This is a genomic window from Elusimicrobiota bacterium (genome assembly GCA_016218575.1).
In the GTDB taxonomy this organism is placed as follows: domain Bacteria; phylum Elusimicrobiota; class Elusimicrobia; order UBA1565; family UBA9628; genus JACRDN01.
The window spans coordinates 503,550-525,433 of sequence record JACRDN010000019.1; the positions used below are offsets into that span (position 1 = coordinate 503,550).

The 21,884-nt window shown below is 62.7% G+C and carries 21 protein-coding genes; 10 read left to right on the top strand and 11 right to left on the bottom strand.

Features of this window, described 5'->3' with window-relative positions:
* Positions 1-14 precede the first annotated feature (14 nt).
* Genes HY921_10535 through HY921_10550 form a run of 4 tightly spaced genes read right to left on the bottom strand, consistent with a single transcriptional unit; the run spans position 15 to position 5,688 of the window.
* Complete coding sequence (locus HY921_10535) at positions 15-698, bottom strand: TIGR04283 family arsenosugar biosynthesis glycosyltransferase (protein ID MBI5631304.1); 684 nt, start codon at positions 696-698, stop codon at positions 15-17.
* A complete protein-coding gene (locus HY921_10540) occupies positions 695-2,098 on the bottom strand; it encodes a DUF2029 domain-containing protein (protein ID MBI5631305.1) in 1,404 nt (467 codons plus the stop codon). The genes HY921_10535 and HY921_10540 overlap by 4 nt, the downstream gene beginning before the upstream one ends.
* Positions 2,098-4,638, bottom strand: coding sequence for a methyltransferase domain-containing protein (locus HY921_10545; GenBank protein MBI5631306.1), 2,541 nt, complete (start codon positions 4,636-4,638; stop codon positions 2,098-2,100). Before HY921_10545 ends, HY921_10540 begins: the two co-directional genes overlap by 1 nt.
* A gap of 12 nt (positions 4,639-4,650) precedes the next feature.
* A complete protein-coding gene (locus tag HY921_10550) occupies positions 4,651-5,688 on the bottom strand; it encodes an inorganic phosphate transporter (protein ID MBI5631307.1) in 1,038 nt (345 codons plus the stop codon).
* Positions 5,689-5,868: 180 nt separating this feature from the next.
* Here HY921_10550 and HY921_10555 point away from each other — a divergent pair, with 180 nt between their 5' ends.
* The 7 genes from HY921_10555 to HY921_10585 all read left to right on the top strand — a co-directional run bounded on the left by HY921_10555 (position 5,869) and on the right by HY921_10585 (position 12,332).
* Positions 5,869-6,453 (top strand): sigma-70 family RNA polymerase sigma factor, encoded by a 585-nt coding sequence (locus HY921_10555; protein MBI5631308.1) that lies wholly within the window; start codon positions 5,869-5,871, stop codon positions 6,451-6,453.
* Complete coding sequence (locus HY921_10560) at positions 6,450-6,704, top strand: zf-HC2 domain-containing protein (protein ID MBI5631309.1); 255 nt, start codon at positions 6,450-6,452, stop codon at positions 6,702-6,704. Before HY921_10555 ends, HY921_10560 begins: the two co-directional genes overlap by 4 nt.
* A gap of 177 nt (positions 6,705-6,881) precedes the next feature.
* A complete protein-coding gene (locus HY921_10565; GenBank protein MBI5631310.1) occupies positions 6,882-7,598 on the top strand; it encodes a hypothetical protein in 717 nt (238 codons plus the stop codon).
* A 204-nt stretch (positions 7,599-7,802) separates the two neighbouring features.
* Positions 7,803-8,813, top strand: coding sequence for a transglutaminase domain-containing protein (locus HY921_10570; protein ID MBI5631311.1), 1,011 nt, complete (start codon positions 7,803-7,805; stop codon positions 8,811-8,813).
* The gene (locus HY921_10575; protein ID MBI5631312.1) at positions 8,810-9,337 is read left to right on the top strand and encodes a hypothetical protein; all 528 of its coding nucleotides are present in this window, start codon (positions 8,810-8,812) and stop codon (positions 9,335-9,337) included. Before HY921_10570 ends, HY921_10575 begins: the two co-directional genes overlap by 4 nt.
* A 239-nt stretch (positions 9,338-9,576) precedes the next feature.
* On the top strand, positions 9,577-11,778 hold the full coding sequence (locus HY921_10580; protein MBI5631313.1) for a thioredoxin domain-containing protein: 2,202 nt from the start codon (positions 9,577-9,579) through the stop codon (positions 11,776-11,778).
* Positions 11,775-12,332, top strand: coding sequence for a hypothetical protein (locus HY921_10585; protein ID MBI5631314.1), 558 nt, complete (start codon positions 11,775-11,777; stop codon positions 12,330-12,332). Before HY921_10580 ends, HY921_10585 begins: the two co-directional genes overlap by 4 nt.
* 15 nt (positions 12,333-12,347) lie before the next feature.
* On the opposite strand, the gene HY921_10590 is transcribed toward HY921_10585, so the two are convergent.
* The 7 genes from HY921_10590 to HY921_10620 all read right to left on the bottom strand — a co-directional run bounded on the left by HY921_10590 (position 12,348) and on the right by HY921_10620 (position 17,061).
* Positions 12,348-13,241: a transporter gene (locus HY921_10590; protein ID MBI5631315.1), complete on the bottom strand. Its 894-nt coding sequence runs from the start codon at positions 13,239-13,241 to the stop codon at positions 12,348-12,350.
* Positions 13,238-14,452: a cation transporter gene (locus tag HY921_10595; protein MBI5631316.1), complete on the bottom strand. Its 1,215-nt coding sequence runs from the start codon at positions 14,450-14,452 to the stop codon at positions 13,238-13,240. The genes HY921_10590 and HY921_10595 overlap by 4 nt, the downstream gene beginning before the upstream one ends.
* A gap of 25 nt (positions 14,453-14,477) precedes the next feature.
* Complete coding sequence (locus HY921_10600; protein ID MBI5631317.1) at positions 14,478-14,750, bottom strand: glutaredoxin; 273 nt, start codon at positions 14,748-14,750, stop codon at positions 14,478-14,480.
* Complete coding sequence (locus tag HY921_10605) at positions 14,743-15,222, bottom strand: copper chaperone Copz family protein (GenBank protein ID MBI5631318.1); 480 nt, start codon at positions 15,220-15,222, stop codon at positions 14,743-14,745. The genes HY921_10600 and HY921_10605 overlap by 8 nt, the downstream gene beginning before the upstream one ends.
* Positions 15,203-15,805: a cation transporter gene (locus HY921_10610; protein MBI5631319.1), complete on the bottom strand. Its 603-nt coding sequence runs from the start codon at positions 15,803-15,805 to the stop codon at positions 15,203-15,205. Before HY921_10610 ends, HY921_10605 begins: the two co-directional genes overlap by 20 nt.
* Positions 15,795-16,220, bottom strand: a complete 426-nt coding sequence (locus HY921_10615; protein MBI5631320.1) for a MerR family transcriptional regulator — start codon at positions 16,218-16,220, stop codon at positions 15,795-15,797. The genes HY921_10610 and HY921_10615 overlap by 11 nt, the downstream gene beginning before the upstream one ends.
* 79 nt (positions 16,221-16,299) lie before the next feature.
* Entirely contained in the window at positions 16,300-17,061 is a 762-nt protein-coding gene (locus HY921_10620; GenBank protein MBI5631321.1) for a chloride channel protein, read from the bottom strand.
* 125 nt (positions 17,062-17,186) lie between these two features.
* Here HY921_10620 and HY921_10625 point away from each other — a divergent pair, with 125 nt between their 5' ends.
* The 3 genes from HY921_10625 to HY921_10635 are packed head-to-tail and all read left to right on the top strand — an operon-like array spanning position 17,187 to position 21,738.
* On the top strand, positions 17,187-18,089 hold the full coding sequence (locus tag HY921_10625) for a LysR family transcriptional regulator (protein MBI5631322.1): 903 nt from the start codon (positions 17,187-17,189) through the stop codon (positions 18,087-18,089).
* 30 nt (positions 18,090-18,119) lie between these two features.
* Positions 18,120-19,481, top strand: a complete 1,362-nt coding sequence (locus HY921_10630; protein MBI5631323.1) for a cation:proton antiporter — start codon at positions 18,120-18,122, stop codon at positions 19,479-19,481.
* 4 nt (positions 19,482-19,485) lie between these two features.
* On the top strand, positions 19,486-21,738 hold the full coding sequence (locus HY921_10635) for a trehalose-6-phosphate synthase (protein MBI5631324.1): 2,253 nt from the start codon (positions 19,486-19,488) through the stop codon (positions 21,736-21,738).
* The last annotated feature ends 146 nt before the right edge of the window (positions 21,739-21,884 follow it).

Sequence of the window (21,884 nt, forward strand, 5' to 3'; positions counted from 1 at the left end):
TGCGAATGCTGCGGTCATCGGTACAACCTCGCCAGGGAGCGCGGAGGCACCCCCAGATAATACAAAACGATGATGCCCACGCTACGCAGGGCGTTGAAGACCCTGCCGTTTCTCTCGTAGCGCCGGGCGGACGTCGCCACCGAGCCCGGCAGTATCATGACCCGGCCCAACGGTTTGAGCTTCTTGAAGAGCTCGTATTCTTCCATCAGAGGGACCGGCGGAAAACCTCCGATCCTGAGGAAGGTATCCCGACGCAAGGCGATGCCTTGGTCTCCATGAGGGACGCGGGTCAGGTCGGTTCTGAGGCTTGCCAGCCGGGAGACGAAGCGGTAGTAGGGGTCTGGACTCCCGAACCCCAGCCGGAAGGCCGTGGCGACCGGCGCATCGTCGGACGACCAGGCTTGAGTCAACTCATCGAGCCAGTCCCCTGGAAGCCTCGTGTCCGCGTGGAGGAATAGGAGCAGGTCGCCGCTGGAGGCTAACGCTCCTTTCTGCATCTGCAAGGCCCGCCCTGATTGCTTTACCTGGATGAGCTTGTCCGCCTTGGCTCTAGCCACCTCCGCGGTGCGGTCGGAGCTTGCGCCATCGGCGACAATGATCTCCACTCGGCCGGGGCCTGAGCTCAGCCGAAGGCGCGCGATCGCCTGGGCGATATTTTCCTCCTCGTTGAGCGTGGGGATGATGACCGAGATGTTCATGGTGCGTTCGTCTCCTGAAACTGAGTCGTAGCAGCGGGGGAAACGTTACACCGCGCGGCCTGGATGAGCCTGCCGATTTCCCAAAGGAGGAGCCCAAGAACGGTGCCGTATTGCGCCAGCCATAGAAGGGTCGAGGCAGGAACGAGCCAAGGGCTGGTTCTTAGGCGGCTGTCGACCATCAGGTATGCCAAGCCCACGAGCCAGGTCCAGGCCAGAGCGCTCCAGAGGCGATGCAGGCACAGCAGAGGGAGCAGCCAGAGGACGTACCAGGGTTGGACGACCGGGCTGCACAAGAGCAGCGCGAACAGGCAGCCCAAAGCGTAGGCGGTCGGGCGATCCCTGTTGGCGAGGGCCCAAGGTATGGAGAGGGTGCCCAGGGCGGCGGCGAACGCGATCCTCCGGGCCGCGGGATCGGCAATGACGGCTATCGCCAGGCTGAAAAGCCCGGGATTGGTCAGCCACTCCGACGCGAAGGCCCGCATTCCTACGAACATGGGAAGTCCTTGCCTATAGGCCTCCCAGAGGTCACCCGCAAATGGCGCGACGCAGAGGGCGATGACGCCGAAGTAGGCGAGGGCGGGGCCGCGGCGGCGTTGGACTAGGACCCATGGAATCATGACGAGCGGCGCGAGCTTGGCCATGGCCGACAGCCCGAGCACGGCGCAGCCGGCCAGCGGCCTCCCTCTTTCGAGGAGGTAAAGGCCCGCCAACATGGCGAACATCATCAGAGGGTCAAGGTGCCCGGAGCCGGCGAACTCGATCACCGGCAGCGGATGCCAGGCGTAGAGCGTCGCCCACGCGGCGGACTGCCCGCGCGCGCTCAAAAAACGCATGAGCAGCCAGATCGTGAGCAAGTCGAAGAAGACGAAGGCGCCCTTTTGAGCCAGCACGGCGGGAGAGGCGGTCGCGGCAAGGCGAAAGACCCACTGAGCCAGGGGCGGGTAGATCGTGGACAATTCGGGATGATTGATGAGTCCGTGCCACGAGGCCCGCAGGGAGGCCAACTCCGCAGACGACGGCGCGTGGAGGTAGGGGTTGATCCCGGCGAGCTGCACGCGCCCGTCCCAGGCATAGCGGTACACGTCGGTCGAGATCATCGGCGGCCCCCAGATCAGGACGAGGCGAAAGAGGGCCGCGCAACCGAGGATGAGCCAAGGCAGGGCGGCGCGCGCGCGCGCTGAAAGCGGCTCCAGGACCGGGGCGTTGTCCGTGAGCCAAAATGCGGTCGCCATGGACAGCAGGCAGAGGGCGGCGTAAATCGCGAGGAACTCGGGGATGTGTTGCCGCAGGGGCGCATACAGGCGCAATGCCGCATGTCCGGCGAGGGTGGAGGACGCGATGACGAGGAGGAACTTCGCTGAGGCCGATCGAGAAAGCGACTGGGTATCGCGCTGCTCCATCAGCAACAGGATGAGCCGCCGCTTCCCGTCGCGCAGCAGGCTTCTTGCGAGAGGGCTCCTGAAGAGGCCTCCAGCGAGCCATCGGGTTCGATCAGGGCGAAGCGGCCGACGTAAGGGGCGGCCTTGAGTTTTGCCGCCGTGTCGGTGCAGACCTCGACGACCTCCCCGCGCGGGAAAAGGTGGCCCTCCTCGTCGATCACGGCCTTGTAGGGTCCCCAGTAGATTGCCTTCTGGCCAATGAAGGAACAGCCCGCCTTCTTCTCGAACTTGAAGCCGCGCACGGTGATCGAGTGGAACTTGTAGCCTTCCACCTCCTTCCAGAAGGTCTTCTTGAGGAGAGCAAGACCGTAAAAGCCGGCCTTCTCCAAGCCGGCGATGAACTCCTCCTCCGACAGCGCCCCCGAGATGCACTCGCCCCACAGGTCCTTGTGCGCCTGAAGCGACAATGGCACCGGCTGGTCCGCGACGATGTCGGCCACCACCAGGCGGCCGTTGTCCTTGAGTATTCTCCAAATCTCGGAGAAGACCCTGCTCTTGTCGGGCGACAGGTTGATGACGCAGTTGGAGGTCACCAGATCCACGCTCTTGTCGTCCGCCGGGATGTTCTCCAGGTAGCCCTTGCGGAATTCCACCGCGTCATAGCCGAGGCGTTCGGCGACCACGGGCTTGCATCGGTTCGCGGTCTGGAGCATCGGGTCGGTCATGTCCACGCCGATGACCTTGCCGCTCGCCCCGACCTTCTTGGCCGCGATGAAGCAGTCGATGCCGGCGCCCGAGCCGAGGTCCAATACCGTCTCCCCCGGGCGGACCTCGGCCGACGAGATGGGCGAGCCGCAGCCATAGAAGCGGTCGATGACCTCCTGCGGGATGTGTCCCACCTCGCTCTCGTCGTACTTGACGGGGCAGCAGAGCTCCTTTTGCGGCTCTATCGCCGCCTTGCCGTAGAAGTTCTGGATGATCCGGTAGGGCTTCTCCACGTCGAAGGAGAGCACGCAGTTGGTGTGCAGCAGCCGGACCCGGCGGTTGCCGTTCTCCGAGAGCAGGTCGCGGGCGTCCGAACTGCAGGCGATGGAGTCGTCTCCCATGGCATGGTAGACCGGGGGTGGGTTGAAGCCGGACTTGAGGTTCAAGGCCGCCTTCTTCTTCAGGGCCAGTTCCGCCATCGCGTCCTGGATCAGCTCCACGTACAGGTCATGGTAGGGGTCTTGGGCCACGAGGCTGCCTTCCTTGCCGTTCGCGCTGAAGAAATAGCTGTGCTCCATGTCACCACCGCCGGTCAGATAGCGGAAGGGGTGCCCCGAAAGCGACGCGATCTCAGCTACGCTGGCTTCGCGGAAGGACTTGGCGACGGGGCTCTCCAGCCACAGGGAGCGCAGGGGCAGTTGCCGGGCCGGCCCGAGACTCAACGTGGGCACGCCGGCCAACGCGGCCGACGGATAGACCTGCCCGTCCATGTACAGGGCTAGGCTCTCCCAGCACAGGTTGCCCAGGTCGTACTTGATCCCCGGCCAGCCGTTGACGCGCTTCCGGATGGAGGCGAAGTTGTCGAAAGTGACGCCGAGCTTTTCGGAGGATTCCCTCACCTTGCGCGATAGAGCCAGAAGCTCGGCCGTGGCCGGGAAGGAGTCGCCTCCGGCGGTCTGCAGGATCCGGCCACGCTTGTGGAGCCACATGAGGTGCACGGATTTCGCGCCCAGCCGACTCGCCAGAGCCGGCAGTTCCTCCAGGTCCTTCAGGTTGGACCGCGTGACCGCCGCGGTCAAGGAAGTCGCAAAGCCCAGGAGGTTCAACGCCTTCAGGCCCTCCGAGGCTTTCTCGAACACGCCGCGACCGCGGATGGGGTCGTTGACCGCAGGAGTGGTCCCATCCAAGCTGACTTGGAACTTGAGTTTTTCGCGGTCGAGGCCCTTGAGCCGTTCGAGCCGGCTCCCCTCAAAAAGCGTGGCGTTGGTCAAGATGATGAGTTCCGACTTCTTCGCCTCCGTGACGTGGCGGATCAAATCGCCGATGTCCTCGCGGACGAAGGGCTCGCCGCCGGTGAAGTAGAAGCGCCGGACCCCGAGTTCGTGGGCTTGGTCGATCATCCGAGCGTAGAAGGCGACGCCCTCTCCCTTGGCGCCCTGGGGATTGGAAGAAACCAGGCAGTGAGTGCAGGCGAGGTTGCAGGTCTGGAGAAGGTGTATCCAGAATTCCTTGAGCGACTCAGGCTCCAGGTGTTGCGCGCGTCCGACGTAGGCCGATCGGTGGATGGGCTCCAAGGACAGCATTCCCTTGCGCAGCGCCTCCCGAACGAAGACATGGACGTCCCGCCAGCTTTTGCCGGAGTCCATATCCTGAAGCGCGGCGTAGCGCCGGCGGATATCCCCCAAGGTCCTCTTGCCGTCGATTTGCCCGAGCAGTTCCGCCCCCCTGGCGTCCGTGGCCATCCAGTTGGGCGCCTCGGCGTCCACGAAAAAGTTCACGCCGTCGCGCTCAAAGGCGTGAAGGTCCGGTTTGTAGAGCACGGCGGCGTCTTTGAGTTCTGCGGTCGAGGTTTCCATGGTCGATCTCCTTTAAAACACCTGGCGCAATATGGTGCGCCAGGTGCCTGCCAGAAGGGAGTATACCTCACTGGCAGGCATCCATTTGAGCGTCCAGTAGGCGCCGGCGCCGAGAATGCCGGCGGCGGGCAAAGTGATGAGCCAGGCCGCGAGGATTTCACCGGCGACCTTCCAATCAATCGCGGCGGTGCCTTTGCGAAGCCCCATGCCCATGATGGCCGAGCTCGAGACATGGGTCGTAGAGACCGGAAATCCATGGACCGCCGTTGCGACGGTCAGGGCGGCGGTCGCCAGGTTGGCCGCGAAGCCTTCGAGATGGTCCATCCGCGTGACCTTGTGCGCCAGCGTCTCCGTCACTTTGAGACCCATGACGATGCCGCCGAGGGCGTTGGAGAGAGCCAGGACGAGGAAAAACCAGCGCGGGGCGACCGAGACGACGGGGTCGGCCAGGAAGTAGAACACCAGCCCCAGGGCCGCGATCTTTGGGGTATCGTTCAAGCCCCGCGCGAAGCCGCTCGACATGGCGCTCATCCAGTGGGCCCAGTGACAGTTCAGGCAGTATTTCTGCCGGCACAACCAGAACAGGCTCCGGAAGGCGAGGCGGGCCAAGCCGAAAGCGAGGACGGGTGATAGAAGGAGCGGCAGGAAGACCTTCGTCGTGACCCCGCTCCAGAGGACGCTCGAAAACCCGAAGGCATAGACCGCCGTCAGGATGACGCTGCCCACGATGGCGTGGGTGGTTGAGACGGGAAGCCCGAGCCTTGTCGCGAGAAGGACCCAGCCGATGGCGCCGGCCAGCACGGCCATGGCGAAGAGCTGGTTGATCTGCGTCTGGGGCAGCAGCATCCCCTTCGTGAACAGCAAAGTCATCTTGATGGCCCAGGCCGATGCCAGGACCGCGCCGGCGGCCACGGCGAAGGATGTCAAAACGACGGCTCGCTTATAGTCCGACTCGCCGCTGCCGACCAAGGTGGCGATCGACTTCGAGATGTCGTTGGCGCCGTTTGCGAACGCCAGCAGCGCGGCGCCAAACAAACCGGCGGAAGTCATCAAGTCCATTGTAGCCCTCCTTTGTCAGGTCCGCCGCTTTCCAACGGCACGTGGAGGCGGCATTTCCTCGCCATATGGCTCGGTCATAAGTAGGGTGAACCCCGGAAAGGTTACACCCATTCTGCTCATGACCGCAAGTAGGCCAAACTGCTAGGATGTTAGGAGCAAATTCTCGAATCCATGACAGAGAAGGCCATCGAGGAGCAGGTCCGCGATCTCCGAACGCGCAAGAACGGCGCGATGGAGAAGCTCGTCGACGCCTACACGCAGCCGCTGATGGCGGGGGCCTTCGCCATGGGCTTCTCCGAGGCGGACGCGGAGGAGTTGGTCCAGGAGACCTTTGTCGCCTTCCTGACGGCCGTGGAGCGCTTCGAGGGAAGGTCCCAGCTCAAGACCTACCTGTTCGGCATCCTCTATAACAAGGCCTCCGACATGCGCCGCAAGCGCCATCGCGAGGAAAGCCTCGATGAGATCCAGGAGGATTTCGAGAAGCGCTTCGATTCCAAGGGCATGTGGGCCGAGCCGCCCCAGGGGCCCGAGGACAGCGCGCTGACCAAGGAGATCCAGGGGTGGATCGAGAAGTGCGCCGAGAAGCTGTCGGCGCGCCAGCGGGCCGCCTTCTTCCTCAGAGAGTCGGAGGGAGAGTCCTCGGAGGCGATCTGTAACATCTTGGGCGTGACCTATACCAATCTGCGGGTGCTCATGTGCCGGGCCAGGATGGGACTCCGGGAGTGCCTGGAGAAGAACTGGGTACGGCTCAAATGATCATGGATGGGTTGCTTCCTACTTGCCGCGAGGTCACGCGAAAGCTCGCCGAGGGCGAATTCGAGATTCTCCCGTGGCACAGGCGGCTGCTCGCGCGGCTCCACCTTGGGATGTGCGGGCATTGCAGCCGTTTCGCCCGGCAGCTCGGCCTGATCTCCGAGGCGCTGAGGAAGGCGTGGAAACGCAAGCCCGATCCGGGCACGCTGGACGGAGCCAAGCGCCGCATCCTTTCGGCGCTCCGCAAAATCTAGGCCAGCCCTCAAGCAACCGGAGCCACTCCGATGCCTTGACTGCGGACTATAGAAGCCCTATGTTGGTAGGGCAGGCGTAAGCCGTGGGCCGGAATTCTGGTCCATGAAATTCGACCTAAATGGGCCGTTTCTATAACTTTAAGGAGACGCAACATGCGATCTGTATTTCTGAACATTATGCTGTTGGTTATTTGCGGCGGTCTCGCTGGGGTCGCAGGGGCCGAGGCTCCCGCCTCGGAGGGAGAGGGCCAATCCCTGGAGCAGAGGCTCAAATCCCTTGAGAATTGGAAGGCGGAACAGGAAAAGAACCCCGTGGGGACTTTCCTCGGGAAACAGAAAATCGGGCTGCTCCTGCAGGTAAAAGCCTTCCATGATGAGACTCCAGGAGTGAACGATGCCTTCAAGGGGCGACGCGCCGAAGTAAAGCTTTCTGGTGACATCGTGGCTGACAGGATATCTTGCGGGTTGATGGTGGACCCATTCCTCGCCGGCAGCATCACCAAGGACGGCTTCATCGTTTTGAGCTATGTCCCGTATGCCGATGTGCAGTTCGGGCAGTACAAATTCCCCCAGAGCTTGGAGGGGCGTTGGAGTTCCGGGGACCTTGACTTCATCGAGCGCTCCGTCGTAACGGGGACCTTCGGAGACAAGAGGGACTTCGGCGCTCAGGTGGGCAGCACCAAGATCAAGCTGCGCGACTTCCGCTTTGAGTACGGTGTCGGACTGTTCAATGGATCGGGTCAGAACACGGCCGAGAACAACGAGAGCAAGGACGTCGCCGGGCGCGTGGGAATGGAATGGCGTGGGCTGTGGGCAGGTCCTTGCGTCCAGGTCTCAGATGGGAGTCATGGAATCCGGACCGCGATACGGCGGGAAGCCGCCAGGATGCGCTGACCTCTGGCCTGGACTATCTCTTCACCGCGGATCGTAAGAACAAGCTCTCGCTTAATTTTACGAAGAGGCTTGAGAGCGGATCTCCGGTCACCAACGACGAGTGGTCCCTTCAGGCCCAGGTTTCCTTCTGATCATGCGGAAGGCACGGCGTATCCATTCTCGCCGCGCCTTCGCTTATGCCCTACGTAACATTTTGAGGCCGGAATGCACTTAGTTTCCAGGAGCTTTACGGCGATTCGTCTGGGCGCTCTGTCGGGCTTCATCGGACTCGTACTGGCTCTGGGGTTCGCAGCCGGGACGCGGTCCGAGCCGGCGAAGTCCCCTTCGACTCGGACGCTGGAGCTTGCCGAGACCGTCCGCTTGAGCCTTCCCCCGGGAAAGCGAACCGCTCGGCTTTGGATTCCACGGCTGCCCAGCGATGCCTTCCAGACCGCCAAGCTGGTCGAGGTCGACTCGCCCTGGCCCCATCGGGTGAGCGCGGACTCCGAATTCAAGAATCCCCTGCTCTATTTTGAGTCCAAATCCGCGGGGCCCGCGACGGTGGAGATCAAGCTCCGGTATCGCGTCACCCGGAGGGAGCAGAGCGGTCCCCAACCGGAGGCGGAGCCGCTCCCCCCCATTTTTCTGAAGCCCCGCGGTTTGGTCGTGATCGACGATGAGGTCCGCCGCATAGCCCGCGAGGCGACGCGAGGCCTTCAGGACCCCCTTGAGAAGGCGCGGGCGCTCTTTCGTTCGGTGCTCGGCCGGATGAGCTACGACACCAGCGGCGAGGGCTGGGGCCGGGGCGACGTGGTCTATGCCTGCAGGGTGGGCAAGGGCAACTGCACGGACTTCCACTCCCTCTTCATCGCTCTCGCTCTAGCCGAGGGCATTCCCGCCAGATTCAAGATGGGCTATCCCCTGCCCGAGGCGGCCGAAGGTCCGGTGCTCAAACCCTACCACTGTTGGGCCGAGTTCCACGTCGCGGGCAGGGGCTGGCTCCCCGTGGACATCTCCGAGGCCTGGAAGAACCCGGCCAAGGCTGACTATTACTTCGGCAGCCTGGACCCGAACCGGGTCCTGGTCTCGACCGGCCGGGAGATCCGCCTCCCCGGACAGAAGGGACGGCCGTTGAATTACATGATCCGTCCCTACGCGGAAATCGGAGGGAAGCCCTTCCACGAGATCGAGTTCAAACGCCGTTACAAAGACATCAAAGGAGGAGAGAGAACATGAAGAAAATGATACCGGCACTGGCGCTTGGTTTGGCGCTGGCTTCAGCCGCCGCGTCGCGGGCGGGCGAGCATCCCAAGGAGCATCCAAGCGCGCCAAGCGGGACTGTCGAATCGGCTCCGGCCGGTGAGCATCCCAAGGGCCACGAGCACCCGGTCGGGTCGAAGGCGTGGACCAAGGCGATGAACAAGGAGTTCACCAAGGCCGTCGAGGATCACGTCGCCCAACGGTCCGCGGCCGAAGGGGGCGCCTTCAAAATCCAGGACGAGAAGCTGGGCAAGGAGTGGGCGCTCAAGCTCATCGGGGTCCACAAGAAGCGGGTCGTCCATCTGGGCGACCAGCGTTTCTTCGCCTGCGCCGACTTCAAGACGGTCGAGAAAGGGAAGAAGGACAAGCTGGACCTCGACTTCTACGCCAGCAAGACTCCGGAGGGCTGGAAGATCGACAAGACCGTGATCCATAAGGTCAACGGCAAGCCGCGCTACACCTACAACGAGAAAAACAAGATGGTGCTGATGAGGGACTAGGCCGGGCTCGGTAGCTCGCCCGGCACAGCGCCAGAGGAGAACGGCTGGGCGCTAGCCGCCGGCCCAGGAGGCCTCCCCCGGAGCGTTCCGGGGGAGGCCCTGGGGAGCGGAACAGTTGGAGAAAGACATCGCCGCTATTCTAGCGAGAAGAAATTCCTGACGAAATTGACGAAGGAGGTCCGGTCATGAAGCATCCCAACGCGGCAAAGCGAAGTTGCGGCCTTCTCGTCGGGGCCTTGATGACCACTGTGGTATGCGATGCCGCCGCTCCCCAGCGCAAGCCCAACCGGTTGGCCGGGGAGAAGAGCCCGTATCTCCTCCAGCACGCCTACAACCCCGTGGACTGGTATCCCTGGGGCGAGGCCGCCTTCGCCAAGGCCCGCAAGGAGAACAAGCCGATCTTCTTTTCCATCGGCTACTCCACCTGCCACTGGTGCCACGTGATGGAGAAAGAGTCCTTCTCCAACCCCGAGATCGCGGCGGTGATGAACAAGTCCTTCGTCTCGATCAAGGTGGACCGGGAGGAGCGTCCGGACGTCGACGAGATCTACATGAGCGCGGCCAGCGGCGCCGGCTGGGGCGGAGGCTGGCCCCTGTCCCTGTGGCTGACTCCCGAGCTCAAGCCGTTTTTCGGCGGCACCTATTTCCCTCCCGAGTCGATGTACGGCCGTCCGGGCTTTAAGCAGATACTCCAGCGGGTCGCGCAGGTATGGGCGACCAAGCGCGAGGATGTCCGGTCGGACGCCGAGAGGGTGGTCAAGGCCCTCGGGCGCTACGTCCTGGTCGAGGGGCGCGGCGGGCCCTTGGACCCCGCGGCCCTGACGAGCGCCTTCGAGGGCTACAAGGACAGCTTCGTCTCTTCCAAGGGCGGCTTCGGCGGAGCCCCGAAGTTTCCCATGCCGGTCAACCAGAACTTCCTGCTGCGCTACTATGCCCGGTCCAAGGACAAGAAAGCCCTCGACATGGTCGTGCACACGCTCAAGGAGATGGCCAAGGGCGGCATATACGACCAAGTCGGCGGCGGGTTCCATCGCTACTCGACCGACGCCCAATGGCATATCCCCCACTTTGAGAAGATGCTCTACGACAACGCCCAACTTGCGGCGAACTACATCGACGCCTACCAGGTCACCAAGGACGAGGGCTTCGCCCACGTCGCGCGCGAGACTTTGGAGTACGTGCGGCGCGACATGACGCATCCCGAGGGCGGCTTCTACTCGGCCGAGGACGCCGACAGCCTGCCGCCGGAACTCGCGGGCAAGGTGGACGACGTGGGTCACGAGCACCGCTCCGAGGGCGCGTTCTACCTCTGGTCCAAGGACGAGGTCCACCAGGTCCTTGGCAAGGAGGCCGCCGAGCTGTTCAGCTACCGCTACGGCGTCGAGCCGAACGGCAACGCCGAGTCGGACCCCCATGGCGACTTCAAGGGCAAGAACATCCTATTCGCCGCCAGAACGATCCCCGAGACGGCCCGCAAATTCGGCAAGTCCGAGGCGGAGGCCGAGGGCCTCCTGCGGGGGGCCAGAGCCAAGCTACTCGAAGTCCGCGCCAAGCGGCCTCGTCCGCACCTCGACGACAAGGTCCTCTCAGACTGGAACGGCCTCATGATCTCGGCCTTCGCTCGGGCGGCTCAGGTCTTGGACGACCCCGGCTACCTCCGGGCCGCCGAGAAGTCCGCGCGCTTCATCCGGACCCGGCTCTACGATGAGAAGCAGAACCGCCTATACCGTCGCTGGCGGGAAGGCGAGAGGAAGGTCTCAGGTCTGGCGATCGACTACGTCCTGCTGACACAGGGACTCATCGACCTCTATGAGGCGTCCCTCGACGCGGACTGGCTGCGCTGGGCGGTTCGGCTCTCGGAGGCGCAGCTCAAGGTCTTCTATGACGCCGGGAAGGGCGGCTTCTATCAGACCGCGCCCGGCTACGACAAGAACCTGCTGTTGCGCTCCATGGACGACTCGGACAACGTGATTCCGGCGGCGAGCTCGGTGGCGGCGTTGAACTTTCTCAGGCTCGCGCAGTTCACCGGCCGCAAGGACTTCCGGCAAGCCGCGGATAAGACCTTGACTCGCTTCGGGGCGCAGATGAAGCAGCAGCCGCGCTCGCTGCCGCAGATGCTGGCGGCGCTCGATTATGCCCTCGGAAAGCCGAAGCAGATCATCATCGCCGGCGTCCCGGACGCGCCGGACACCCGGAGGATGCTGCGCGAGGTGCACGAGCGGTTCCTGCCGCACAAGATACTCATGCTCGTCGGGGAAGGCGGAGACCGCGAGACCTTGATGAGGTGGCTGCCGTTCCTCAAAGGCGTCACCCCGATCAAGGGCAAGGCGACGGCCTACGTGTGCGTCGATTACGCGTGCGAGCTGCCGACCAACGACCTGCCGACTTTCCAGGCGATCCTGGACGGCAAGACCGCGGTTCCCCCAAGCAAGGGTCCGTGAACACGCCCAGCCACGTCTTGATCGGCTGCGCCGCCGTCGGCAGCCGCCCGGCCCGCCGTTTCTGGCCGGCGTTGCTCGGCGGGGCCTTGCCCGATGCGCCCATCTATCTGTTCTATGCCTACGAGAAGCTGATCCTGCGGGCGCCTGAGCTTCGGATATGGCGCCAGGATTACTTCGCCTCGCCTGTTCAACCTGTTCTCGACGCGCTGCATTCTTTCCCGTTGATCCTGGGCGCGCTCGCCGTGGCTCTGGCCGCGCGCAGCGAAGTCCTCAAATGGTTCTCCCTGAGTCTGCTGCTGCACGCCTGCACGGACTTCCCCTTGCATCACGATGACGCGCACCGCCAGTTCTTCCCGTTCAGCGATTATCGTTTCGCGAGCCCCGTTTCCTATTGGGACCCGCGCCACTACGGCGCCTGGGGCGGCGGCATTGAACTGGCCGTGACGGCCGTCGCGGTGGCGGTCCTGCTGCGCCGGCATAAGAACGCTCGCATTCGCACGCTGTGGGCAGCAATCTGGCTCCTCAATGTCGTGCCGTTTCTTTATTGGGGATGACAGGTCTTGGAGGGTTCAAAACCAGAGGCGAAAGCTGCCTAACAGGCGGTAGTCCGTCCTTAGAGCGGTCCCGTTGAGGCTTTGCACGGCCGGCAATTGCGCCGCAAACTCGAACACGGCCCTTTTGGTGACCCATTGCAGTCCGGGCGTCAGGAACAACTGGTAGCCGCCTGAGTCGCCGTCCGTGACGCCGCCCGCCTCGTTCTTCGCCTGGTAGACGTTGTTGGCTTCCAGGACCCCGTAAAGGTAGTTGGGCAGGCCCTCCGCCTGCAATACCCTGGGCCAAATGCGATACTGTAGGGAAACGTTCTGCTCCAGCGCATCGCCGAACTTGAAGTCATCGGCCTTTGTGTTTCTCCGGTAGGAGATATCCGCATCCGCCTGAAAGGCGAGCCACTGGCCGGTCCACACCGTGCCGAACATGGGATCGTAGGACCCCGATCCAAGCTGCACGGAGGGCGGCAGGACGCCGAGGGCGTCGGATTCGGTGTTTCTGCCGCTCGGCCACTTTAGTCCGGCGAAGACCGCTCCGCGGGTGGTCTGTCCGGAGCTGCTGCGCGCAAAGATCTCGTATCGGCCGACGGTCATGATGTCTCCCAGCCCGGAAGCTCGCCGGACGGCGCCGGTCGACTTGATCGCCAGCCTTTTGTCCATGTACGGGAACACGCCCATCAGCGCCAGCTTGGAGCTGACCCCGTAAACCAGCACGGAGGGAACCGCCGCGACATCCATTTCCCGGCCCATGGGAGAAGGGTCGTTATGCATTCTCATCCAAACTCCCTGCCCGCGAAAGAGCATTCCTCCCTCATGCACGGGAAGGGCGGTGTTGAAGCTGATGGGCGCGGCCTCAAGGGGCGGGACGGGGATGGCCAGTAGGGATAGGGAGAGCAGAATCCGCGCCGTTTTCATGGGTGCGCCTTACGGACGGGCGACATTTCCTTGAGTTCCGTGGCCTTGAACCCGGCCTTCTCCACGGCCTTGCGAACCTCATCGAAGGAAACGGTCTTGCCCGGCTCCAGATCCAGTATCGCCGTGCCCTGACCCAGGTTCACGCGGGCGGAGCGCACGCCGGCAAGCCGGCCCAGGTGTTTCTCTATGCCGTAGGCGCAGAAGGGGCAGGCCATGCCTTCGATCCGCACCAGTACATCCCCGGAAACATGCTCGGCGGCAGGAGGCTCTGGGGCTTGCCGGCCCGCGCCAGCGGCCTCGGAGGCTCCAAGGCCCAGGACCAGGATGCGGTCATTGGCGGTGTCGGCCGCAAAGATGCGTCCTCGCGGTCCGGCGGCGATATGGGTCGGGGAGTAGACGTTGGGACGCCTGTCGTCTGCCGGCCTCCATTCGCCTTCAAAGTCTCCCTTGGCTCCCAGCAAGACGACGCGTTTGTTGGCTGAGTCCGCAACGTGGATGTCGCCGCGGGCGTCTACCGCGACGCCGCTGGGCACATGTAAAGCGCCGCGTGAGAAGAAGCGCTTCCAGGCGGAGCCCCATATTTCCAGGGACCGTCCGTCCGGCGCGACCCTCTGGATCCGATGGTTGTAGGCGTCAGCTACGACCAGATTGCCTGAGTTATCAAAATCCAAATCCGTGGGATAAGTAAATTCGCCTTTGCCGCGCCCCTTCTTACCGATGGACTTGAGCCACTTGCCTTTGGAGTCGAAGGCCTGGATGCGGTGGTTGTAGAAGTCGGCCACGTAGACATTTCCTGCCTTATCCACCGCGACCCCGGCAGGCGAACGGAATTGGCTGTTTCCCTCTCCCGGCTCTCCCCAGCCGTAAAGGCGCTTGCCGTCCGGGGAAAAAGCCTCGACGCGGTCCGCCTCGTAGTCGCACACATAGAGCGTCCCTTCGACGCTGATCGCTATATCCACGGGTTTTTTGAACGTATCCGACCCGCCGAACTCCGCAAGGAATTTACCTTCCGGCGAGAGCTTCTGCACTCGGCGGTTGCGCGAATCGGCCACGTAGACGTTTCCTTGCGCGTCTACTCCAACCCCCATGGGCTCCCTGAATTGCGCAGGGCCGGCGCCGCTCGTCCCCCACGCGGCTATGAGGCTATAGCCCGGAACAGCGGCTCTGGCGGTCGCCATGGAGACTGCAAGGAAAACAAGCGCCAGCATCATTCTCATATAGTCCAGACCTAAGTCTTTAACTGAGTCCAACACCGGCGGCCTTCAGCGCCTCCGCCGTCAACTGACCTTGACGGCAACAGTCCAATAGACGCCCGTCCACCGCGACCGCCGGGACCCGCTTGATACCGTATTCCTTTGCCTTGGTCCGGCATTCGTTGGTGGAGCACCCCTTATTAAGGTCATAGACCACGACATCACAGCTCGGACAGGCCAGCGACTTGACGGTCTTGACCGCGTCCTCGCAGACCGGACAGCCCGCGGTGAACACCTCGACATTTCTTTTAGCCATGACTTTTCACCTCCTCTTGAATCTTCTTGATCGCTCCGGCCACGTTGCCGAGGCAGCACGCTCCCTGCGGGTTCTTGCGCTCGCAGGCGCAGCGGCCCTCGGCGATTCCCTTCTTGATTCGCTCCGGGATATCGGTCTTGCCTCTCTCCGCCAGGTCCTGTCGGAGATCGCCGCGCTTGAAGTCGAAGCAATAGCAGACGGGCACCTGATCTCCCCCGTCCTTTATCGTCACTGGCAGAATCGTCTGGCTTTTGCGGACGACGAATCCGCTCGGGTTGCAGTAGACCGCTTCGCAGGCCGGGTTGAGGCAGAACGTGGCGTCGTCGCCGATGGCCGCTCTCAAGGGCTGAGGGACGTGATGATCCAAGGTCAAAGCCGCCACCTTGCGCCCGGCGTTGCCGCAGAGGGGGCACGGACAAGCCGTCGTCCCGATGTGGCAGCACTCTTCGTGGTTAGGAGCGCGGCTTTCCATGAGCCCCTCCCTCCAGAATTTCGGCCTTGTAGCCGGCGGCGGCTACTGCCTTGAGCACAGCCTGGGGATCGGCCTTGCCGTTCGTGGCTACCCGAGCCTGTTGGCTGTCGAAATCCACGCTGGCGGAGTAGACTCCGGGGACCTTCTCCACCGACTTCTTGATCGCCACGGTGCAGGCCGCGCAGTCCATGCCCGAAACCCTGAGACTGATCACCTGGGCGTCCGCCGGAGCGGCGACAGACCCTCCGTTGAGCACCCAGGCGGACCAGTTGGGAAAAGTCGCCACGCCCAAAGTCATGACCGTTACGGCCCAGAGCGTGGCCTTCACCGTGCGGCTGCCGGATCGCAGCTCACAGTCGCCATCCGCGCAGGCGACCGGCCGCTTCCTGTATGCCTGGTAGAAACCGGCGGCGAGGACCAGTCCCGTCAGGGCAAGAAACAGCGGCCGGTACTGGGAGAGACCCGCGGCCAAACCCAGGCTGCCAAGACCCAGGCCGGTCACGATCAGCGGGCCGACGCAGCAAATTGAGGCCAAGCCCGCTGAAGCCAGGGCAACGGCTCCGACAATGACTCTATTGTTCATGGCGATTTCCTCCCCCATCTTCAAGACTGTCCAGGATCGGGCAGCGATTGGTCGTCGCCCTAGCCGAGCATGTCCGAATGAGCCGTTCGAGCACCCTCTCCATCGCGCCAAGCCCCGCGATCTTGTCCTGCACGATCTTGAGTCGTGCCTGGGCCTGACCTTTGACCTTGCCGCACTGGATCTTGCGGCCGATGCGCAGGCGCAGGAGCTTGGCGATCTCGTCAAGGGAGAAGCCGAGGTTTTGGGCATTCCTGATGAAACGAAGCTTCCTGACGGCCTCCTTGCCGTATAGCCTATAGCCTGAGTCCCGGTGGCCGTCTGGAAACAAGAGTCCGCGGCGCTCATAGTAGCGGACCGTTTGAACGTTGACCCCGGCCTGCTTGGCCACCCTGCCTATAGTCAATCTTCCATCCATGGCAATCCCTCAATCACAGTATAGACCCTATACCTAAGTATAGAGTCAAGGGGATTTGTTACTGGAAACTGAGGGGATGCTACCGCTTCGCCCGCAGCAGAAACTGATAGTTCAATGAGAGCGATTGGTAGAGATGCCTTGCGCCCAGCAGCCGCGCGACCACGAAGGCGACGAGGGATGCCAGCATGATGGGAGTCAGCATCTGGTGGTGTCCGGTCATCTCGAAGATGATGACGAATTCCTTGACTTCGCCGAAGTAGTCGGTCGTCAGTTCCTCGACGGCAAAAGTGACGCCGGCCAGCGGCGTGTTGAACGCAGCGGCCAAGCCCGCCGCGCCCCCGGCGACCATGGCCGAGCGTAGATCGAGTTGAAGCCCTAAGAGTCCTCGTGCGGCGAGGACAAGAGTTACGAAGACGCATGTTGCGATATGCACGGTCGGGCCCTCGCGGCCCGTGGAGGCTCCGGCTAACAACGCGATGAGCAGCGCGGCGACCTTGACGAACATCGTATGGGGAGAGGTCAACGGTGCCAGCGCGTGTTCCGACGCGGGTGTGGAATGCTTGATCGCGAAGATGACTTGGGGGATTCCCGTGCCGTCGGCGCACGGGGCCGCTCGGCGCATCAATTCGACCGACAATAGGAACAGGGCCGGGGTGGTCAGCAGGCACCACCAGCCTATGCTGTGGAAGTCGAGCCGGCGGGCTAAGACCGCTTCAAAGGCCCGCATGAAAGCCACGCATGAGATGCCCGTGATGACTGCGGCCAATATGAAGGTGAAGAATGCGGCGCCGTAGCGGTGTTTGGAGACGATCATGAGGAAGCGCTTGGTGGAGGCGATCATCGGATGGCCTTGCGGCCATGGATCGGAGGATCATCGTTAGGCGGGAAGCGAAGACAGCGAAGACTCCCTTGGGGCATGACATGCATAAAATGAATTATAATATGCATTATACATAGAATAACACGATGATACCTCTGAACTACCATCACCTCTTCTATTTCTGGACGGTGGCCAGGGCCGGGAGCATCGCGGCGGCTAAAGGACGGCTGCGGTTGTCCCAGCCCACCTTGAGTGCTCAGCTAAAGGAACTCGAGCGATCATGCCGGACTTCGCTGTTCGACCGCGGTAAGAAAGGCATGTCGCTGACGGCCCAGGGACGAAGAGTGTTCGAGTATTGCGAGAGGATTTTCATCCCGGGAGAGGAATTGGCCGCGCTTCTTGAAAACGGATTCACCGCACCGCCCGTCCTTCACGTCGGCATCCAGGCGAGGGTGCCGAAGGAGGTCGTCGTCGGCATCCTGGAATTCGCCCGAAGCGCGGACAGGCGTGTGCGCGTGGCGGCATTCAACGCGGGCCAGGAGGAGCTCGCTGCGGGGCTCCAACGGCAGTCCTTCGAGTTGGTGGTGTCCTGCGCCAGGCTGACTATCTCATCTGTCCCGGCCATCAGGAGCAGGTTGGTTGCCGATTTGCCCGTGGCCTTCGTCGCGAGTCCTCCGATCGCGCGGCTGGTCAAACGTTTCCCGGCCCAGCTCTCCCGGGTTCCCATGCTGCTGAGGCCGCGCGAGCACCCGATCCGCGGGCAGGTGGACCGGTACTTGAACGCGCGCGGGGTGGTTGCCTCCGTCGAGGCGGAGTTGGAGGATGCCGACGTCATTCGGCGTCTGGCGGTGAAGGGAAGGGGCGTGGCCGCCCTGAGCCTATTGGTGGTCAAGCCCGATCTGGAGGCCGGACGGCTGGTCAAACTGCATGAGCGAAGGACTGGAATCAGGGAGCGCGTCTGGCTTAGCAGCGGGAGGTCTCCGAGCCGCAATCCCGCGGTCCGCAGGATGGTTGCCGCCTTGATGGAGCGCTTTCGGATGCGTGAATGAGCTCCTCCATTTTGACGGGTTTCCGCGGAAATGCTTCAATGGAGAGAGCAGTCCAAGGGTCTGGGACGACAGCCTCGCTTCCAGAGGGCTTTGGATGGTCGGGCCGCCATCCTGCGCAACAGGGGTGGCCTTTTTATTTCAGTCGTCATCCTGCCTTGCGTGGGATGGCGATTTTTCATTCCAGGGGGGATCTCGGGCGACCTCTTCGACGAGCGACCGGCAATGCATGAGATAAACGTCGTCGGTTTTCTGGCCAATCTCACGGTCATTCTCTTGAGCGCCAAAATTTTCGGCGAAGTGGCCGAACGCTTGGGACAGCCTCCCGTGTTGGGAGAATTGTTGGGGGGCGTGGTCCTAGGATTCGGCCTTTTCAATTTTTTCCATCCGGAGGACCCTGCCTTGACGCTGATGGCAGAGTTCGGGGTGATTCTCCTGCTCTTCGAGACGGGTATCAACAGCGACCTGTCTCAGCTTCTTAAGGCAGGGCCGGCCTCGCTGGCCGTGGCGTGCGTCGGCGTGGTCGCGCCTTTTGTCCTGGGGTATGCGCTGATGTCTGTCTTGGGCTACGGCGGAATGCAGGCGGTCTTCGTAGGCGCGGCCTTGACCGCGACGAGCGTCGGGATTACGGCCAGGGTACTGGCCGATATGGGCAAACTGAACATCCCGGAGGCGCAGATTATCCTCGGGGCCGCCGTTATCGACGACATCCTTGGAATCATCATCCTGTCCGCTGTCCAGGGCGTCGCTTTATCAGGTGTTCTTTCATGGCCTTCAGTGGCGCGCAGCACCCTGTTCGCCGCAGGATTTCTTTCGGTGGCGCTCTGGCTGGGACCGAGGATATCCCAATTTTTGGTCGGCATGGTTCAGCGCATGAGGGTCCGAGGTATTCTCATCGTGTCGGCCGTGATTTTCGCCTTCATCACGGCTCTCGCGGCCCACGCCGTGGGGACGGCTTTGATCGTCGGGGCATTCACCGCCGGCGTGCTCCTGGCCAGGACCGACAAGCGCGAGGATATCGACGGTGCGCTCAAACCCGTGGCGGACATTTTCGTCCCCATCTTCTTCGTCATGGTGGGAGCGAAGGTCCAACTCGGCGCCTACAACCCGCTGGTGACGGGCAATCACAAGATGATCCTTCTCGCCCTATCGATGGTCTTGCTGGCGGTCATCGGCAAGGTGGTCAGCGGCTGGGCGGCTCGCGGCAGGGGCCTCAACCAATTGGGGATCGGGGTGGGAATGATCCCGCGCGGCGAGGTTGGTCTCATCTTCGCCCAGATCGGCCTGGCCTCCGGCGTCATCGGGGCGCCTCTATACGCGGCCGTCGTGGGCATGGTTGTCCTGACGACTTTCCTGGCCCCGCCCCTGCTCACGAGAGCCTTCAAGGAGGGATGAGGAGATGCGGATCACCTTACGGCTCATCCTCTCGTTGGTCGTCGCCGTCGGGACGGTGGCCGCCTTTTCCGCTTATTTCCAGGTCGGCCAAGAGAAACAGCGTCAGGAGGATGAGTTGGCGCGTCGCTCGCGCCTGCTTGCCGAGGGTCTTCAAGAAACGCTCGAACCGCTGGTGCAGAAGGGATCATCGGAGAAGCTGCAGCGGCTCGTAGAGAAGTTCGGCAACCGCGAAAGGCTCGCGGGCGTGGCCGTCTATGACGCCAAAGAAACCCCCCTTGCCATCACGATGAGCCTGGCCGCCGCCCTTCCGACCGCCCCCCCCACGGTCAGAAACGCCCTTTCGAACGGCGTCGAGTCCGGCGGCTTCGATCGGGTCGATAAAAGAGAGCTGCACCTCTTCGCGATGCCCCTGCGCGTCGATGACAAGGTCCTGGGCGCCATCGTCATCTTCCACGAGACCTCCTATATCCGCGTGCGGCTGCAGGAGATATGGAGGAACACGTTCCTGCGCGTCCTCGCTCAGGCGGTGATCATCGCCCTGGTGACCTTGCTCGTCGTCCAATGGAGCTTCGTTGGACCCATCGCCCAGATGGCCGAATGGATGAAGCAGCTTAGAGCGGGAGGGGCCATGGAATCGTCGCCCCTGCCCAGGGGAGACCTCTTCGCGCCCATGGCCAAGGAAATCACGACCTTTGCCAGGCACCTTTCGGTCGCCAAGAGCGCCGCGGAGGAAGAAGCCAGGCTCAGGCAGGCCTCCGAATCGCTTTGGACCTCGGAGCGTCTCAAGGAACACGTCAAGACCAAGTTGGGCGGCCAGCCGCTGGTGATCGTCTCCAATCGTGAGCCCTACATGCACCACTACAAGGGGCGGGAGGTCGAGGTCATCGTCCCGGCGGGCGGAGTTGTGACGGCCTTGGACCCGCTCATGAGGGCTTGCGGCGGAACCTGGATCGCGCACGGCGCGGGGGATGCGGACTGGGATTTCGTGGACGAATTCAAGCGCGTCAAGGTTCCCCCCGACGATCCTCACTACACCCTGCGCCGGGTCGCACTCACCAGCGATGAGGAGAACGGCTACTATTACGGCTTCTCCAACGAGGGACTTTGGCCGCTATGCCATATCGCGCACGTCCGTCCCGAATTCCGGCCGGAGGACTGGGCCCACTATCAGGCGGCCAATCGGAAATTCGCCGAGACCGTCCTCGATGAGATCGAAGACCTTTCAGCGCCTTGCGTCCTGATCCAGGACTATCACTTCGCTCTGCTGCCTAGGATCATAAAGGGAAAGCGGCCAGATGCGCGCATCGCTCTCTTCTGGCATATCCCCTGGCCCAACCCCGAATCTTTCGGCATCTGCCTCTGGCAGAGGGAACTTATCTACGGGATGTTGGGGGCTGACATCGTTGGCTTCCATACCCAATATCACTGCAACAACTTCCTAGAGACCGTCGACCGGACTATGGAGTGCCGCATCGACCGCGAACGGTTCTCCGTGATCAAGGAGGGCCACATGACGGCGGTGAAGCCATTCCCTATCAGCGTGGATTTCCCCACCGCTCCGCAGGCGGCTCCGGCAGGCGGAGCGCCGAAGGCCGATCGGGCGGCGGTCTTGAAGGAACTAAGGATCAAGGCAGAGTTCCTCGGGGTCGGCGTGGACCGGGTGGACTATACCAAGGGAATCTTGGAGCGTTTTCGGGCCGTCGAGCGGTTCCTCGATAAGTACCCCGCCTATCGGGGCCGCTTCACCTTCGTGCAGCTTGGCGCTCCCAGCCGGACCCATATCAAGCGCTACAACGATTTTCTGGCCGAGACCGATGCTGAAGCTGACCGGATCAATTGGAAATTCAAGGGCTCCGACTGGCGCCCAATTGTCTTCCTGAAGCGGCATCACAACCATCAAGAGATCCTTCCGTTCTATAGAACGGCCGACGTCTGCATGGTGACCTCGCTCTCGGACGGCATGAACCTGGTCGCCAAGGAGTTCGTCGCGGCGCGCGATGACGACGGGGGCGCCTTGGTCCTGAGCCGCTTCGCGGGGGCGTCCCGCGAACTCAGAGATGCGTTGCTCGTGAACCCCTACGACAGCGAGCAGGTTGCCGAGGCGATCCGGTATGCTCTGGAGATGCCGCCGGACGAGAGGCGGGCGCGCATGAATCGACTGAGAGAGACCGTCAAAGATAACAACATCTTTCGTTGGGCCGGGAATCTCATCACGGAACTGACCCAGGTTCGGTTGGGACAGAACCCGGCCGCCTAGGGCTAATCCAGGCCATCTCTCGGGAGGAAGGACGCGATCTTTGCCGAACGCGAGCGAAGTGGCCACGTCGGCGCCCGTCCATCCAGCAGTTGCGGGGGCTCTATCCATTGAGCCGTGGGGACATTGTGCATAGTTTGCAAAGCCTT